The 13981-nt window shown below is 49.1% G+C and carries 16 protein-coding genes and 1 pseudogene; 16 read left to right on the top strand and 1 reads right to left on the bottom strand.

Going from position 1 to position 13981, the window contains the following annotated elements; translation table 11 throughout:
- Positions 1 to 63 precede the first annotated feature (63 nt).
- From ABIE27_RS23295 to ABIE27_RS23255, 9 genes and pseudogenes are all read left to right on the top strand, one after another.
- Entirely contained in the window at positions 64 to 1005 is a 942-nt protein-coding gene (locus tag ABIE27_RS23295) for an ABC transporter permease (RefSeq protein ID WP_192895108.1), read from the top strand.
- 25 nt (positions 1006 to 1030) lie between these two features.
- A complete protein-coding gene (gene ssuE / locus ABIE27_RS23290; protein WP_429351631.1) occupies positions 1031 to 1579 on the top strand; it encodes an NADPH-dependent FMN reductase in 549 nt (182 codons plus the stop codon).
- A gap of 45 nt (positions 1580 to 1624) precedes the next feature.
- On the top strand, positions 1625 to 2497 hold the full coding sequence (locus tag ABIE27_RS23285) for a LysR family transcriptional regulator (RefSeq protein WP_123064643.1): 873 nt from the start codon (positions 1625 to 1627) through the stop codon (positions 2495 to 2497).
- A gap of 71 nt (positions 2498 to 2568) precedes the next feature.
- Entirely contained in the window at positions 2569 to 3849 is a 1281-nt protein-coding gene (locus ABIE27_RS23280) for an amidohydrolase (protein ID WP_429351630.1), read from the top strand.
- 181 nt (positions 3850 to 4030) lie between these two features.
- A pseudogene (locus tag ABIE27_RS23275) lies at positions 4031 to 4186 on the top strand (staphylopine family metallophore export MFS transporter CntE); the annotation flags it as partial.
- 50 nt (positions 4187 to 4236) lie between these two features.
- Entirely contained in the window at positions 4237 to 5469 is a 1233-nt protein-coding gene (gene cntE, locus ABIE27_RS23270) for a staphylopine family metallophore export MFS transporter CntE (RefSeq protein ID WP_429351629.1), read from the top strand.
- 320 nt (positions 5470 to 5789) lie between these two features.
- Positions 5790 to 6986: a GTP-binding protein gene (locus ABIE27_RS23265; protein ID WP_429351628.1), complete on the top strand. Its 1197-nt coding sequence runs from the start codon at positions 5790 to 5792 to the stop codon at positions 6984 to 6986.
- A gap of 147 nt (positions 6987 to 7133) precedes the next feature.
- On the top strand, positions 7134 to 7403 hold the full coding sequence (rpsN, locus tag ABIE27_RS23260; protein ID WP_123064640.1) for a 30S ribosomal protein S14: 270 nt from the start codon (positions 7134 to 7136) through the stop codon (positions 7401 to 7403).
- 38 nt (positions 7404 to 7441) lie between these two features.
- Positions 7442 to 7783 carry a DUF3024 domain-containing protein gene (locus ABIE27_RS23255; protein WP_429351627.1) on the top strand — a complete coding sequence of 114 codons (342 nt, stop codon included), beginning with the start codon at positions 7442 to 7444 and terminating at the stop codon, positions 7781 to 7783.
- A gap of 673 nt (positions 7784 to 8456) precedes the next feature.
- Here ABIE27_RS23255 and ABIE27_RS23250 read toward each other — a convergent pair.
- A complete protein-coding gene (locus ABIE27_RS23250; protein ID WP_429351626.1) occupies positions 8457 to 9563 on the bottom strand; it encodes a substrate-binding domain-containing protein in 1107 nt (368 codons plus the stop codon).
- A 316-nt stretch (positions 9564 to 9879) separates the two neighbouring features.
- Between ABIE27_RS23250 and modA the strand changes: the two genes are divergently transcribed.
- The 7 genes from modA to ABIE27_RS23215 all read left to right on the top strand — a co-directional run bounded on the left by modA (position 9880) and on the right by ABIE27_RS23215 (position 13760).
- Positions 9880 to 10761 carry a molybdate ABC transporter substrate-binding protein gene (gene modA, locus ABIE27_RS23245; RefSeq protein WP_429351625.1) on the top strand — a complete coding sequence of 294 codons (882 nt, stop codon included), beginning with the start codon at positions 9880 to 9882 and terminating at the stop codon, positions 10759 to 10761.
- Positions 10758 to 11447, top strand: coding sequence for a molybdate ABC transporter permease subunit (gene modB, locus ABIE27_RS23240; RefSeq protein ID WP_192895107.1), 690 nt, complete (start codon positions 10758 to 10760; stop codon positions 11445 to 11447). The genes modA and modB overlap by 4 nt, the downstream gene beginning before the upstream one ends.
- Before the next feature lie 332 nt (positions 11448 to 11779).
- Positions 11780 to 12112 carry a hypothetical protein gene (locus ABIE27_RS23235; RefSeq protein WP_090919294.1) on the top strand — a complete coding sequence of 111 codons (333 nt, stop codon included), beginning with the start codon at positions 11780 to 11782 and terminating at the stop codon, positions 12110 to 12112.
- Between the two features lie 359 nt (positions 12113 to 12471).
- Positions 12472 to 12759, top strand: a complete 288-nt coding sequence (locus ABIE27_RS23230) for a nucleoside-diphosphate sugar epimerase (RefSeq protein ID WP_090919291.1) — start codon at positions 12472 to 12474, stop codon at positions 12757 to 12759.
- Between the two features lie 23 nt (positions 12760 to 12782).
- Positions 12783 to 13124 (top strand): restriction endonuclease subunit S, encoded by a 342-nt coding sequence (locus ABIE27_RS23225; protein WP_123064634.1) that lies wholly within the window; start codon positions 12783 to 12785, stop codon positions 13122 to 13124.
- Positions 13121 to 13420 (top strand): hypothetical protein, encoded by a 300-nt coding sequence (locus tag ABIE27_RS23220; RefSeq protein WP_123064633.1) that lies wholly within the window; start codon positions 13121 to 13123, stop codon positions 13418 to 13420. The genes ABIE27_RS23225 and ABIE27_RS23220 overlap by 4 nt, the downstream gene beginning before the upstream one ends.
- A gap of 1 nt (position 13421) precedes the next feature.
- Positions 13422 to 13760: a hypothetical protein gene (locus ABIE27_RS23215; protein ID WP_123064632.1), complete on the top strand. Its 339-nt coding sequence runs from the start codon at positions 13422 to 13424 to the stop codon at positions 13758 to 13760.
- Positions 13761 to 13981 lie beyond the last annotated feature (221 nt).

The following is a 13981-nucleotide window of genomic DNA, read 5'->3' as shown; positions in this document are numbered from 1 at the left end:
CAGGAACACCACGTCAGGAGCTTGCAAAATGTGAAGAGGCAGGAGAAGGAGGCGTTCATTTTTATGAGTATGAAACCTTTGGTTGGTGACAAAAAGGCATGGGCAGGAAATACCGGAAGTGCTGGAAGTGCCGGGAAAGCTCGTCTGTGGAGATGGAATCGCCTGCCTTGGCGGCGCCGTGTTTCATCCGCAGTATCGCAGTTGTTTTTGTATACCGCCCTGCTTATCGTCATTTTCATTGTGGCTTGTGCCATCGTGCCTGGCTGGATTGCTCCTTATGAACCAACACAGATGATGACGGATGCCATTCTACAGGCTCCTTCTGCTGCGCACCTGTTCGGTACAGACTATTTCGGCCGGGACATTTTCAGTGTGGTTGTGCATGGCAGCCGGGATTCGTTACTGATCGGTTTTGCTTCCGTGCTTGTTGGCGGTCTCGTCGGCAGTGCTCTTGGCATCCTTGCGGGATATGCAGGAGGACTGGTTGATACGATAACGATGCGGGCGGTAGATATTCTTATGGCCGTACCAGGTGTATTACTCGCCCTATCTGTTGCTGCTGCGCTTGGGCCAGGACTGCTGAATATTGCACTGGCTGTTGCAGTAGCCTCGATACCAGGCTATGCAAGGGTGATGCGTGGTCAGGTGATGTCCGTCAAAAATCTACCCTTCATTACAGCAACACGTTCACTGGGCGGTTCCAATGCCCGCATTTTCTGGAAACATGTCCTGCCACACTCCTTGTCACCGCTGCTCGTGATGGCAACGCTGGGTGTAGGTACATCCATCCTGACTGGGTCTGGACTCAGTTTCCTCGGGCTCGGGGTACTGAAAGAAATTCCGGATTGGGGTGCGTTGCTGTCCCAAGGCAGAGGTTATTTGACGGTAGCCTGGTGGATATGTACATTCCCGGGTCTGGCCATTACGCTGTTTGTTCTGGCTGTAAATCTGATTGGGGACGATATTCGCGACAGGCTTGATCCAAAAGTAAAAGGAGCGGCTTGACCGCTATTCCAAGGAGGAGAACAGGATGTCTCATGTTGTTATCATTGCTGGAACCCCGTCCAAACGATCACGTTTGACGGGACTTACGGATTATAGCAGCCATACGTTAAGCAAAGCGGGTATTTCCGTTGAAGTGATTCAGGTGACCGATTTGCCGGCTGAAGACCTGGTGCAGGCCAAGTTCGACAGCCCGGCCATTCAGGATGCACTTGCCATTATCGAAGCAGCGGATGCCGTTATTGTGGCTACCCCTGTATATAAGGCAGCCTATTCCGGTGTGCTCAAGCTTTTTCTCGACTTGATTCCACAGGAAGGATTACGAGATAAGGTGACTCTGCCCCTTGTCATAGGAGGTTCAATTGCACATTTGCTTGCCATTGATTATGCATTGAAGCCTGTGCTTACAGCACTCGGCGGACGCCATATTCTTGGCGGCGTATACGCAGTGGATCAGGCGATTGAACGCAATGAGGACGGAACATTTACACTGGCGGCAGACATTACCGCACGTCTGGATCGTTCTTTGGAAGAATTAAGATTGACACTGGAAAAGGATGGGATTACGATATCCTAAAACCGAGTTTTTATATAGGAAAAATAAGTGGATACGGAGGCGCCCATGAATATAGAGAACATTGAAGCGTTTGTATATATCAATCACTACGGAAGCTTCAATAAGGCGGCTGAAGTACTCTTCTTGTCCCAGCCTTCAGTTACAGCACGTATTCAATCACTCGAAAGGGAGCTGGGGTGCAAGCTGTTTGACCGACTGGGCAAGCAGATCGTGCTGACGGATGAAGGACGCAAATTTTTGCCGTATGCACAGCAGGTGCTTCAAGTGATCCAGAAGGGTAAACAGAAAATTCAGCAGCGGAGAACAACACCTGAGGCGCTGCGCCTCGGAAGTACCGTGTCGGTGTCCAATTATGTCATCCCCGATTTTCTGCCCCGAATCAAGGAGTCGTACCCCGAAGTCAACATTAAACTGACAACAGCAACAACGGATCAACTGATTGCGAAGCTGCTCGGTCAGGAGATCGATCTGGCGTTTGTACGCAAGGTCATGCACCCTGCGATCCGTACCGTTGCTTTTTATGAAGATCCGATACAGCTGTACGTATACAGGGGGCATCCTTTCATTGAAAGCGGACATGTCAGCATGGAGGCAATCCGGAATGAACAGCTGGTCTTTTTTGAATGTGGCTCACTGGACTGGCTTCGGATTCACCGGGCCTTCGACTCCCTGGAGTATCCGCCGGATATTACATATCATGTGGATAATTCGGAAACAGCGAAAAAACTGGTCATGCAAGGTGCGGGCATCGCTTTCCTCCCGGGGTTAACGGTGAAGAAAGAGGTACAGCGCCAGGAACTGTTCCCGATTCAAGTCCATGAGGTGGCAGGTGTGTCGCTACAGATCAGTGTGGTGACCTTAAAAGAAGAATATTCGCCATTTGCAGAGCCATTTGGAGAACTGCTGCGGCAATTATAGATGGACTGACAAGTCGAATCAGATTTCACCGTTATAAATCGGATAAATTAAGCTTGAAAGGAGGGCCCAGGATGAAAAGTGATCTGGAGCAGACGAGAGGACAGCTTGTGCAGCGGGAGGAAGAGCAACAGCAAGTTGAGCAGAGAGTGCAACAGGAAGCAGCGCAGACTTTGGATCACCAATATGTGTTGCCATGGGTACAGAATGCGGAGCAAGAGCAGGAGTTCGCGGCACATCTGACCGCGATTCGGCGGCATCTTCATCGCAACCCGGAGCTTTCTGGTGAGGAAAAGGAAACGACAGCAGCCATTCGCAGCTGGCTGGATGAGGAAGGTGTTCACCTTGCCGATGAGTATAAACTGCGGACAGGGCTTGTTGCTGAGGTAGGGCAGGGAAATGGCCCAGTCGTTGCGTTGCGAGCGGACATTGATGCCTTGCCAATCCAGGAGGAAACCAGGCTGGAGTTTGCTTCACAGATCGCGGGCCGAATGCATGCATGCGGGCACGATGCGCACACAGCTATTCTGATTGGAGCTGCAAGGTTGCTGAAACAGCGTGAATCCAGTTTGCCCGGGAAGGTGCGGTTTATTTTTCAACCTTCAGAGGAGAAAGCAACAGGTGCACGGCAAGTCATTCAGAGCGGCGCACTCGCCAATGTTCAGGCTATATTTGGTTTGCACAATAAACCGGATCTGCGAGTAGGCACAGTGGGCATTCGTGAGGGGGCACTGATGGCGGCAGCGGATGGATTTGTAGTTAAAGTGCAAGGTGTGGGCACTCATGCGGCTGTACCTGAGGCAGGTATTGATCCGATTGTGGTTGCTTCGCATATCGTCATCGCGTTGCAGGCCATTGTCAGCCGGAATGTAGGCGCTCAGGAGAGTGCTGTACTTAGCGTTACGAAATTGAACAGCGGTACGGCCTGGAACGTCATTCCGGAGGAAGCGATACTTGACGGCACAGTACGTACATTTGATGAGAAGGTACGCGCCCGTATCCGGGAACGTTTCAACCAGGTCGTATCCGGTGTGGCCGCAGCCTACGGCACAACGGCGACGGTACGCTGGATTCAGGGGCCACCTGCTGTGGTCAATGATGAATCGCTGGTACTTGATGCGGAACAAGTCGTGCGTGAGCTGGAGTTGAATCATGTCAGACCGCTGCCTTCGCCGGCAGGAGAGGATTTTTCCTTTTATCAAAAAGAAGTGCCGGGCCTGTTTCTTTTTCTCGGGACATCGGGACCGCACGAGTGGCATCATCCGGGCTTTGATGTAGACGAGCAGGCTTTGCCGATTGGTGCACATCTGCTGGCAGGGCTGGCTGAACGGGCTTTGAAACGTCTGCAAGCATAAATGGCAGTGATGTTGAAAAGATGTACTATCTATCAAGGGTTGGTGCAGAAGCGCCAGCCCTGTCTCTAATTTTTGGATATTGGGAGATCCTACATACACCAAGGAGGATGATTAGTTCTTTTTCTACAAAAAGGAATCTAAAAGGTATAGCTGTTACGAATGTACAAGCTATTGCAGAAGTGCGACGGCTGATTTGGACATTTCGCTCGGCGTGGTCATGGGGCCGATTGCTGATCTGTCTTCCTATTCATTTATGTACAGGATCTGTGCTATTCTAAGAGCGGTGATGATTGTTTTTGCCTATGAAAGGCGTAAAACGGCTGCCGGAACCTCATGAGCTGACGGCCAGGGAACGTGGGTACGTGTTAGAGAAAGCAGGTATGACTATTGAAATCTTCTATAACAACAACATCCAGTGGAAAATTAAACCCGGTATCGTTTTCCTTTATCGGGTTTTACATACTGGCTTTTTTGTTTTTTGCGGCGAATGCGGCATTGACGATTATTTTGCCTTTGCGAAGTGAAGCCGCCGGGTTAAATCAGGCTCAAATTGGTCTAATGATGGGCAGTTACATGTTCACATGTATGCTGCTGCGGCCTTTTGCGGCTCAGATGCTGGGCAAATATGGACCGCTCCGGGTCATGCGATGGCTGCTGATGTTACATGCCGGGACGTTGCTGCTATTTATCGTGTCTGAAGTGGACACGTATCTGTGGCTGCGAGCATTGCAGGGCGTGGCGACAGCATTTTTCTCGATGACCATGCAGGCGGGCATCGTGGAAAGACTGGAGGATAAGGATCGTGCGCAAGGGCTGGCGATGTACACTCTGTTTACGATGGTGCCTTCGCTGGTCATCCCGATTCTGGCGGTGCAAATCTGGCAAAATGCCAGCGAGCTGGCGTTTACGCTGTTGATGATTGGACTGGCTGCACTCCCTTTGCTGCTCGGGTACAAGGTGGATTTGCCACAGAGCACGGTGCAGAACAAAACGTATACGCTGGGTGATATGCTGCGCTCGTTCAGCGGTATCTGGCGCAGTATTCCATTGCTCGTCAGCAGTGTGGTCATGCTGTTTGCTTCCTGTGTTTTTGGAGCCACAGCAACGTTTCTCCCGCTCTATATGGTATCGACAGGTGTGGCGAGTCCGGGTGTTTTTCTAACGGTTCAAGGTCTCGTCGTGATCCTGTGCCGATTTATTCTGCGTAAAAAAATACCGTCAGACGGCAGCTGGAATACGTGGCTTATGGCAGGTTTAATGTTATCTGCGGCGCTTGGGACACAGCTGCTCAGCCTGATGGATATGCTGGGGCCATTTGTGTATATTTCTGCTGTGTTTAGCGGTTTTGCGCTGGCGTTACTGTATCCAACGCTGACCACGTATTTGTCCTTTGTATTGCCTGCGGATTCGAGGTACGTGCTTATGGGCATATTTATGTCCTCGTATGATCTCGGTTTTTCAATAGGCGGCCTGGCGATGGGCGTTGTGGTGCAGATCAGCTCTTATTCCATGATGTTTACCGTATGTACACTGTTCTCGGTTGCCGCATTGATTGTCGTGGTGTTTTTCAGACAGCGGATGGAGGCCGGGAATAAGTCTATTACTGCGCCAGTGAATTGAGTTAGAAGGCAGAAGGAAAGACAAAGGTACGGTGTAGAGTTAGGTAAAGGAAGCGGTACAGGTAGCAATAGAGTTATATAAAAAGAGCTATGGATGAAGAGTTAGAGGTAAAGCTTATGGGTTCTTCTGCGAAGCGCATCACGAATGCGAATGTGCAGGGATTCATAAGCTTTTTTCATTATTTTTTGCACAAGACACGAAAAAAGATTTGACAACGGCGCCAAGCAGGATTATAGTCATTGTTGTTAATCGTAATAATTACTATTAAATTCAGAAATCCATCGATCAAAGTGAATTGTACCTATAAGGAGTAGATCTGTATGACACAAAAGCAAATACCGGTGACCGTTCTCAGCGGTTACCTGGGATCAGGCAAAACAACGGTTCTGAATCATGTGCTGCACAATCGGCAAGGGTTGAAAGTCGCTGTGATCGTGAATGACATGAGTGAGGTCAACATTGATGCGACTATGGTGAAAGGGGAGGCAACGCTCTCGCGTACCGAAGAGAAACTGGTGGAGATGTCCAACGGCTGCATCTGCTGCACTCTTCGTGATGATCTGATGCAGGAGATCGAAAAGCTCGTAAACGAAGGCAAGTATGACTACATCCTGATCGAGTCGACGGGCATTAGTGAACCTGTTCCGGTGGCTCAGACATTTACATACGCCGATGAAGAGACAGGCATTGATCTGACACGTCTGGCGAAGCTGGATTGTCTCGTCACCGTCGTTGACGCTAACCGTTTCTGGCATGATTATGCCTCAGGGCAGAGCTTGCTGGATCGGAATCAGGCGACCGGGGAAGATGATATCCGTGACGTGGTGGATTTGCTTATCGATCAGATCGAAACCTGTGATGTGCTGCTGCTGAACAAGTGTGATCTTGTGGAAGAAGCAGAGCTTCACAAACTGGAGGGCATTATCCGCAAGTTGCAGCCGAGTGCCAAAATCATTCGTACGGTGAACGGACAAGTGAACCCGGTGGAGATTTTGAATACGGGACGGTTTGATTTTGAGAAAGTGAGCATGTCGGCTGGGTGGATTCAGGAGTTGGAAAAAGAGTCCCACACGCCAGAGACCGAAGAATACGGTATCGGATCATTTGTGTACCGCCGCAGGAAGCCGTTTCATCCTTCCCGTCTGGCTGAATTCATGAGCTACTGGCCGGAAGAGGTTGTACGTGCCAAAGGGCTGGTATGGCTTGCCGCTGAAGGAGATGTGGCTGCCAGTCTGAGTCAGGCGGGGCCGTCCATTCAATTCGGTCCTGCCGGACATTGGGTTGCCGCGCTGCCGGAAGCGGACAAGGAAGAGATTTTGCGGACAGAGCCGGATGTGCTTGCAAAATGGGATGCCGAGTGGGGCGATCGCCAAACGGAGCTGGTCATGATCGGCATTGATATGGAGCGTTCCATCATAGAGGATGAACTGGATCAATGTCTGCTCAGCGATGAAGAGATGTTGGCGGATTGGGGGCATTTTGAAAATCCGTTACCGTGGCCTGTAGAGGCTATGTAAGAGAGGCTTGACGGTGTAAGGAAAGCTAGGCGGTGAGAGCTATAAGTGATCTGGGCGTTACAGTAGGACAACCTTATGGAGTTCGTGGGCCGAGATCCTTTTCATAAATCATCAAAAAATTTAAATCTAACAAAGGAGCTGTAGAAGATGGCTAAAAAATCAAAGGTTGTGCGTGAGAAACAACGTCAGGCAGTCGTAGCAAAGTATGCGGAACTGCGCCGTGAACTGAAGGGAAAAGGTGATTATGAGGCGCTGCAAAAGTTGCCCCGGAATGCTTCACCAACCAGATTGAAAAGTCGTTGTGAGATCACAGGCCGTCCGCGTGGATATCTGCGCAAATTCAAAGTTTCCCGGATCAAATTCCGTGAACTGGCTCATCAAGGTCAGATCCCGGGAGTTACCAAGTCCAGCTGGTAAGCATAATAAGCGGAGTTCTTGATAAGGAGGTATCTTCCATGTTGGATAGGTTTACGCAGCGACGTATTGTATCCTTGATGAACGGTTATGTCCATGAGAAAGTACCAGCAGAGCTACGGACGATGGTGAAGTTAACCTACGAGATGAAGGATCATGAGTTGATTCTTAATGAAGAACGTCCTGCTGGACAACGACATCAGTGGGAGCGAATGCCGATTGCTCGCTTTTACTGGGAGGGAGATCAGTGGAAGGTATACGCTAGCGATGATCAGCACAGCTGGAGTCCGGCAGATATTGTTGTGCCATGTTCCGACTTTGAGGATGTATTGGAGCAAGTGGAGCGGGATGAATCCGGGGTGTTTTGGCGCGAACGTGATTAAAAACATAGTTGTGGTGCATCTGGTGATGGGGTGAGTTGACCAGGGAATGGCACATACGGACTTTGTGGGGGATCCATGATCGTGAACAACGATGGGGACCCTCTTTTCGTGTTACTGGCAAAAGCTGTACATAAAGGGAGAAGCGAAAGAAGTGTGAGAGTATGCGGAATAGTCCGGTGGTGCGATTAATTGGGGTGCCTGGCCGAGAGAATAAAGTAATCGGATGGTGCGGCAGAGTGTTGCGAGCGGCTAGAGTAATAAATTCTAACGATCTCCAGGAACGCTACTCACCCCAAAAAAAGCGGGTTTGAAATTCTAACGATCCGTAGAAGCGTTATTTTGGTAAAAGTAGCAGTTTTGGTCGGGAAATCGGTGTTATTCAGCCGAATAAGCTCCCTGGTGATCGTTAGATTTTTCAAACTGTGATATGTGGCTCTATAAGCTCTCTGGTGATCGTTAGCGTCTAGGAAGTATAGGTGGAATAGCATCATTTGTTGAAGAGCGGACATTGAATGGAGTAGAGTACACGGGTTTCCTGCCACCGTAGACCGTACAGCCATACATTGTACAAGCTGTTGCCCTGCTACCATCCATGCACTGTCATCCTTCCCTCTCTATCCCCGCTCACAACTCCTTCATCTTGTACACTCAAAGCTTCTCAGCCTACTCATTACTAAGCCTCGAATAAAACTTCCCCCGTACGTGAAACGTCATATCCCTCAAATGCTCGGAGCTCTTGTCTGAATTCTGGAGATCGGAGGATGTGCAGAACGGATTCGATCCAGGCCTCGTTCCCCTGTTTTCTCAGCATGACCAAGTCATAGCGTTCCTGCACGAGAGGAATGAAATCGACTTGCCCGACAAGGCGAGCAGCCTTCTCTATGCCGACACCCACATCGGCTTCGCCGGAACTGACTTTGGCTGCGACACCCATATGACTTGTCTCCTCCACATCATATCCGAGTAGTCCAGAAGCAGGTATCCCGTGTAGGCGTAACTGCTCGTCCAGCAGCACTCTGGCACCAGAACCTTTTTCCCGATTCGCGAGGCGCAGGTCGGATTGGTTTAGATCTGTCCAGTCGTTCAATTGACGGGGGTTACCGCGTGGAACATATAGACCAGCAGGGCGAGACAACAGATTGACAACGACATAGGACCAGCCTGTTAAAATTTTTCGAATATACGGAAGATTATATTCTCCGGTGTCGCCATCCAGCAGATGAGTGCTGACCAGGTCGGACTCCCCCCGATACATCGAGATTAGCCCATCCAGACTACCCATGAAAGAGCGCAGCGGACGAATGTCCCGGGACTGCCTCTCCATATGACGCATCAGAATATCCAGACTGACGTCCTGACCCGTAATGACGAGATGTCGCGCCGCACCCGCGATGTTCTGACCGTAGCCAGCCGAAGAGCTTGCGAATGAAGGTGCAGCCATTTGAGAAGGGGACGCTATCCTATTATTAGATGTCTGTGGTTCTCCTTGACCCGTGACTGTGGATAAGCCAGCAACTGGACTATGCCTCTGGACAGCATCAGTCGACAGTTGCCCGGTTGTTGTCGTTCCTGGCAATGCATTTTGTTGTGCCTGTGCCGGGGACTGGAGTTGCTTGGAACGGCGTTTGTAAGCGTCCAGATCGGCAGCATCGATGCGCATCTGTTTACCCACACGGTAGGCGACAAGGTCTCCCTTTTTGATCAAATCATAGACGGTTAGTTTGGATATTTTAAGCAGTTTGGCTATTTCTTCGGTTGTGTAGGATTGCTCCTCCGTCATTGGTGAAGAACCTCCCTCTATATTATCAAGGCGTAAAATTGTAGATTGAAACTCTATATTGAAACTCTATATGTGTAATCCATTCATATTCTAATTCTTACTCCCATTGATACAATGGCGTTTCTTGTACTATACCATTAATTGAAGACAATCATAAACCGGAGAGCTCACATGACAAGGCTCTCATTCAGCCTCAAAAGACAATGTGGTTAATCTCACCTTCCTATTTCGTTTGTTCTGTGTATAATTAGTTATAATTAATTATATCTATTTATAACTAAACATAATATTAAACATGAAATATGGGGGAGAACGAATGTACAAACGAATTGCATATGTACTTGGAAGTATGTCACTGGGACTGGCGCTTGTACTGGCTGGTTGCGGAGCCAACGCAGAAACGAACAAGCAAGATGCGGCTTCTTCCGCAAATCAATCAGCAACATCTGCACCAGCGGCAGCCGGTGAAAAGACAACACCTGCACCGACTGAGCCGCAGGAAAAAGTCGAGCTGACGATATCCGCTGCAGCAAGTCTGACTGATGCAATGAAAGAGATTCAGACAAACTATGAACAGGCCAATCCCAACATCAGCCTGAACTTTAATTTCGGAGCTTCCGGTGCATTGCAGCAGCAGATTGAGCAGGGAGCACCGGCAGATATTTTTGTGTCCGCGTCTGCGAAAAATATGAAAGCCTTGGTTGATGAGAATCTGATTGCGTCAAACGACCAGAAGAACCTGTTGCAAAATTCACTGGTAGCTATTGTACCAGCTGATGGGACAAACGCAGTAACCAGTGAGACGGATCTAACGAGCGAGGGCATAAAAACGGTAGCCATTGGCATTCCAGAGAGCGTACCTGCAGGTACTTATGCGAAGGAAGCTTTGACCAATGCGAAGCTTTGGGATCAGCTTGAGAACAAGTTTGTTCAAGGCAAAGACGTAAGACAGGTTCTTCAATATGTAGAAACAGGTAATGCAGATGCAGGTTTTGTGTACAAAACCGATGCACTCACTTCCAAGCAGGTAAAGATTGCGTTTGAAGTGGATAAAAGCAGTTACACGCCTGCCAATTATCCGCTAGGCATCATTGAAGATACGAAACATCGCACTGAAGCTGAACAATTCTATGCTTATCTGCAAACACCTGAAGTGCTGGATATCTTTGCGAAATACGGATTTTCGATTCCGAAATGAATATGAACGCGATCGACTGGTCCGTGTTCTGGCCCCCGGTACGTCTGTCCCTTCAGGTGGCGCTGTTGTCCAGCGTTATAGCGGTTGTGGTGGGGGTAGCTGTCGCCTGGAAAATGTCACGTACTACATTTCGCGGTAAAGTTTTTCTGGAAACGATTCTGATGCTTCCACTTGTGCTGCCTCCAACGGTGGTTGGATTCTTGCTACTAATTATTTTGGGCCGCAGAAGTCTGCTTGGACGCTGGATCGAGACAATCTTTTCGGCCCCTGTCATTTTTTCGTGGTGGGCTGCGGTCATTGCCTCTGTTGTGGTGGCCTTTCCGCTCGTGTACCAAACGATGAAATCCGGTTTTAACGGGGTGGATCGCGACCTAGAAGATGCAGGACGGTCTATCGGAGCAGGTGAATGGCAGGTGTTCCGCTACATTACGTTGCCAATGGCAGCTAGAGCGCTAATGACCGCTTTTATTTTGGGCTTTGCCCGCGCGCTGGGGGAGTTTGGCGCAACACTGATGATCGCTGGCAACATTCCAGGTAAAACACAGACGGTGCCAACGGCCATTTATGTCGCTGTGGATTCAGGAAATCAGACGATGGCCTGGGCCTGGACGATATCGATTGTGATCATTTCTTTTTTGATGTTACTCATGACGAGACAGCAGCGTGACAGCAAAGCATCCTTTTAGTTTTAAATACAATATAGGGAAGTCTAGTAAAGGTCGTAAAACCATTAAATGACTTGCGAATAATTGATAATAATCTACTGTGAGAGGCAAAATGATATAAAACCCGCTCAGAGAATTTATTCTCGAATTGCGGGTTTTTATTATGAATCTGATGACATATGTCCTCAAAAGGGATGAAAATGATCATTATGGAAAAGTAAAGCCCTTTTCAGCGAAAAAAAACAAATTTTTTTCCAAAATTATGTCCTTCGGTACTCGCTTTCCATGGGCTTGTTCCTGTAAAATAGGAGGTGACTGATTCCAGCCAAGCATTGAAATAAGGAGAGACGACGATGAAGACTAAACCTGATTGCGACATATCGTTGCAAATCGATGATTATCTGGATCTTTTGCATTTTGCCATCCAAATTCAAGATCAGGAATGGCGCCAGTCCCTTATCCAGCAACTCAAAATATTTCAAACGGCACCGGAGCAGCAACATACTCCTGAAGAAGAATTATGGATGAGATTCGATTACATCAACAGCAAACTAACAGGTCTGTGTCATCAGATCCACGCCGCTCATTCTGTGGATGAACGCAAGAAGTTTGAAGAACGTGTTGGCGTTTTGCAACTACAGCGAGTAGAAGTGGCACGTAAAATCAAATGGGCAAGTCGCAGATAGCAAGCAGTAAACAATATTAAAATACAACTATGAATACTACTTAGAAGTACAACTATGAATGACCAAATTCAAGAACAAAGCCATTTTCCTGTGCAGTTCAGGGGAGTGGCTTTTTTGCTTATGAATAGAAGATTTCCCCCGGCCATTTCCTCCGCTGTTACTTTTGTGACTGAAGTTATGTCATTTGAGGGCATCCGGGAGCTAAGGAATCTGATATATGGGGATTGTGTAAATTAACGATATAGGCGCAAGCTGGAGTAACTGACGCTCCCGGCCCGGCATATGCTGTAGCAGGCAAATGCTGATAGGCCGGTTTTTTTCGTTGGGTGAAGCAGGCCTTAACCGAAAGGAGGAGCACCATGCAGAGTAAAATCGATGAAATTATTAACCATATCGCGCATTCCCACCAGCAGATTGCACGGGTATTGGATGCCAAACGTCAAGTCGCTGTTCGCATGTCGGAGATCATTCACCATTTGCCGGATAACGAGCCGGAACTGGATGGGGTTGAAGGTTTGCTGGACAGCTCGGGACAGATTAACAAAAGCATTATCTCCTACCTGGGAGGGCTTGCTGATCTGGAAGAAGCTGTGGCTGAGACGCTGACCCAGGTTATGCGGGAGATCGCAGTACAAGAGGAAGAATAAGCCCGGAAGGCGGGTGAGGAAACATGAGCAGAGAACAAAGTCTCATTCTAATGCTGGATGCTGCAGCCAAAATGCAGTGGAACATTGCGTTGATTTTGGAGGCCAAAGCCATTGAGGCGGAGAAGGTACGGAATTGGACGCTGAATCATCTGAACGGGGACAGCTTTTTAACTCATGGCGATCAGGTTGGTGAACCGCTTAAAATGCATGAGCAACTGGTGGAGTTGCTGGAAGGATTAACGCGCATGGAAACGGGGCTGTGCAACAACCTTAAAGCTGTGATGGTCCAGAGTGACAGCGAAGATGGCGGCGGAATGGACGGGGGCATGTTTGGCGGCATGGATCTCGGAGATCTGGGAAAATGAGTCTGTTGCAGCGTGAACAGGAGGTCAAACTGGCGCTCATCGAATCGATTGCACACAGCCAGCAGGCGCTCGCCCGCATTTTGGACAGTGTAGCCAGTGTATCCTCTCATTCGGAAATATCCGCCCGCAGTCTAGCGGAAAATATACGTCTGCTTAGTCGTTATCAGGAAGAGATGTCTCGTATGATCACGGGGATCAGGCTGACCCGAATTCGCCATGGGGAGCCAGGTCTGCCTTGGCTCAAAAACCCTGGATGTGTCGTTCGTACCGCTGGGGACCTACAGGAGGAATGCTGATATGTTAAAAAAGAAGTCTAGATTGAAATCCAAACGTGCTTTATTAGCTCGTGGTGCACGCTTGCGCAAAATCCGCAAGCTGCGTGCGCTGAAATCCAAACGTGTCCTTCACAAACGTACTGGCAAAGGACGTAGTGCGTGGCTGAAAAAAAAGAAACGTGCGGTGCAGAGGCACCGGAACAAGCAACTCGTTGGACCTGTCGTCCCGGTTACCCCTACCGATCCAAACCCGGACAGCGCGTACAGCCAGGGATACAACGAGGCGTACAACGAGGGATTCAACGCGGGTTTCGCCAAGGGATTCGAGGACGGACATCAACTGGCATACAAAGCGCAGTAATGGATGTAGCCGTTCATGACACAGCTGATATTGACAATGCTATAAAGGATACAGATGATTCGGATATTTCGGTTCAATAAAACAGCGAATGACAACCAAATCTCGATGATTGCTTATGGCGAACATACAGGCTAAGGCTACAGCCCGGAGGGACAGATCCCTCCGGGCTCTTTGCATGACCACAGTAGCGGACATGCCCGTGCAGGCGAACATGGAGGGCA

This window comes from Paenibacillus sp. 4624 (assembly GCF_050435065.1).
In the GTDB taxonomy this organism is placed as follows: domain Bacteria; phylum Bacillota; class Bacilli; order Paenibacillales; family Paenibacillaceae; genus Paenibacillus; species Paenibacillus amylolyticus_D.
This window is presented reverse-complemented; position numbering and strand designations above follow the sequence as displayed.

Excerpts from the sequence above, each read along its gene's own strand:
- ABIE27_RS23295 (WP_192895108.1), top strand. The coding sequence starts at position 64 with ATGAGTATGAAACCTTTGGTTGGTGACAAAAAGGCATGGGCAGGAAAT.
- ssuE (WP_429351631.1), top strand. The coding sequence starts at position 1,031 with ATGTCTCATGTTGTTATCATTGCTGGAACCCCGTCCAAACGATCACGT.
- ABIE27_RS23285 (WP_123064643.1), top strand. The coding sequence starts at position 1,625 with ATGAATATAGAGAACATTGAAGCGTTTGTATATATCAATCACTACGGA.
- ABIE27_RS23280 (WP_429351630.1), top strand. The coding sequence starts at position 2,569 with ATGAAAAGTGATCTGGAGCAGACGAGAGGACAGCTTGTGCAGCGGGAG.
- ABIE27_RS23265 (WP_429351628.1), top strand. The coding sequence starts at position 5,790 with ATGACACAAAAGCAAATACCGGTGACCGTTCTCAGCGGTTACCTGGGA.
- rpsN (WP_123064640.1), top strand. The coding sequence starts at position 7,134 with ATGGCTAAAAAATCAAAGGTTGTGCGTGAGAAACAACGTCAGGCAGTC.
- ABIE27_RS23255 (WP_429351627.1), top strand. The coding sequence starts at position 7,442 with ATGTTGGATAGGTTTACGCAGCGACGTATTGTATCCTTGATGAACGGT.
- ABIE27_RS23250 (WP_429351626.1), bottom strand. The coding sequence starts at position 9,563 with ATGACGGAGGAGCAATCCTACACAACCGAAGAAATAGCCAAACTGCTT.
- modA (WP_429351625.1), top strand. The coding sequence starts at position 9,880 with ATGTACAAACGAATTGCATATGTACTTGGAAGTATGTCACTGGGACTG.
- modB (WP_192895107.1), top strand. The coding sequence starts at position 10,758 with ATGAATATGAACGCGATCGACTGGTCCGTGTTCTGGCCCCCGGTACGT.
- ABIE27_RS23235 (WP_090919294.1), top strand. The coding sequence starts at position 11,780 with ATGAAGACTAAACCTGATTGCGACATATCGTTGCAAATCGATGATTAT.
- ABIE27_RS23230 (WP_090919291.1), top strand. The coding sequence starts at position 12,472 with ATGCAGAGTAAAATCGATGAAATTATTAACCATATCGCGCATTCCCAC.
- ABIE27_RS23225 (WP_123064634.1), top strand. The coding sequence starts at position 12,783 with ATGAGCAGAGAACAAAGTCTCATTCTAATGCTGGATGCTGCAGCCAAA.
- ABIE27_RS23220 (WP_123064633.1), top strand. The coding sequence starts at position 13,121 with ATGAGTCTGTTGCAGCGTGAACAGGAGGTCAAACTGGCGCTCATCGAA.
- ABIE27_RS23215 (WP_123064632.1), top strand. The coding sequence starts at position 13,422 with ATGTTAAAAAAGAAGTCTAGATTGAAATCCAAACGTGCTTTATTAGCT.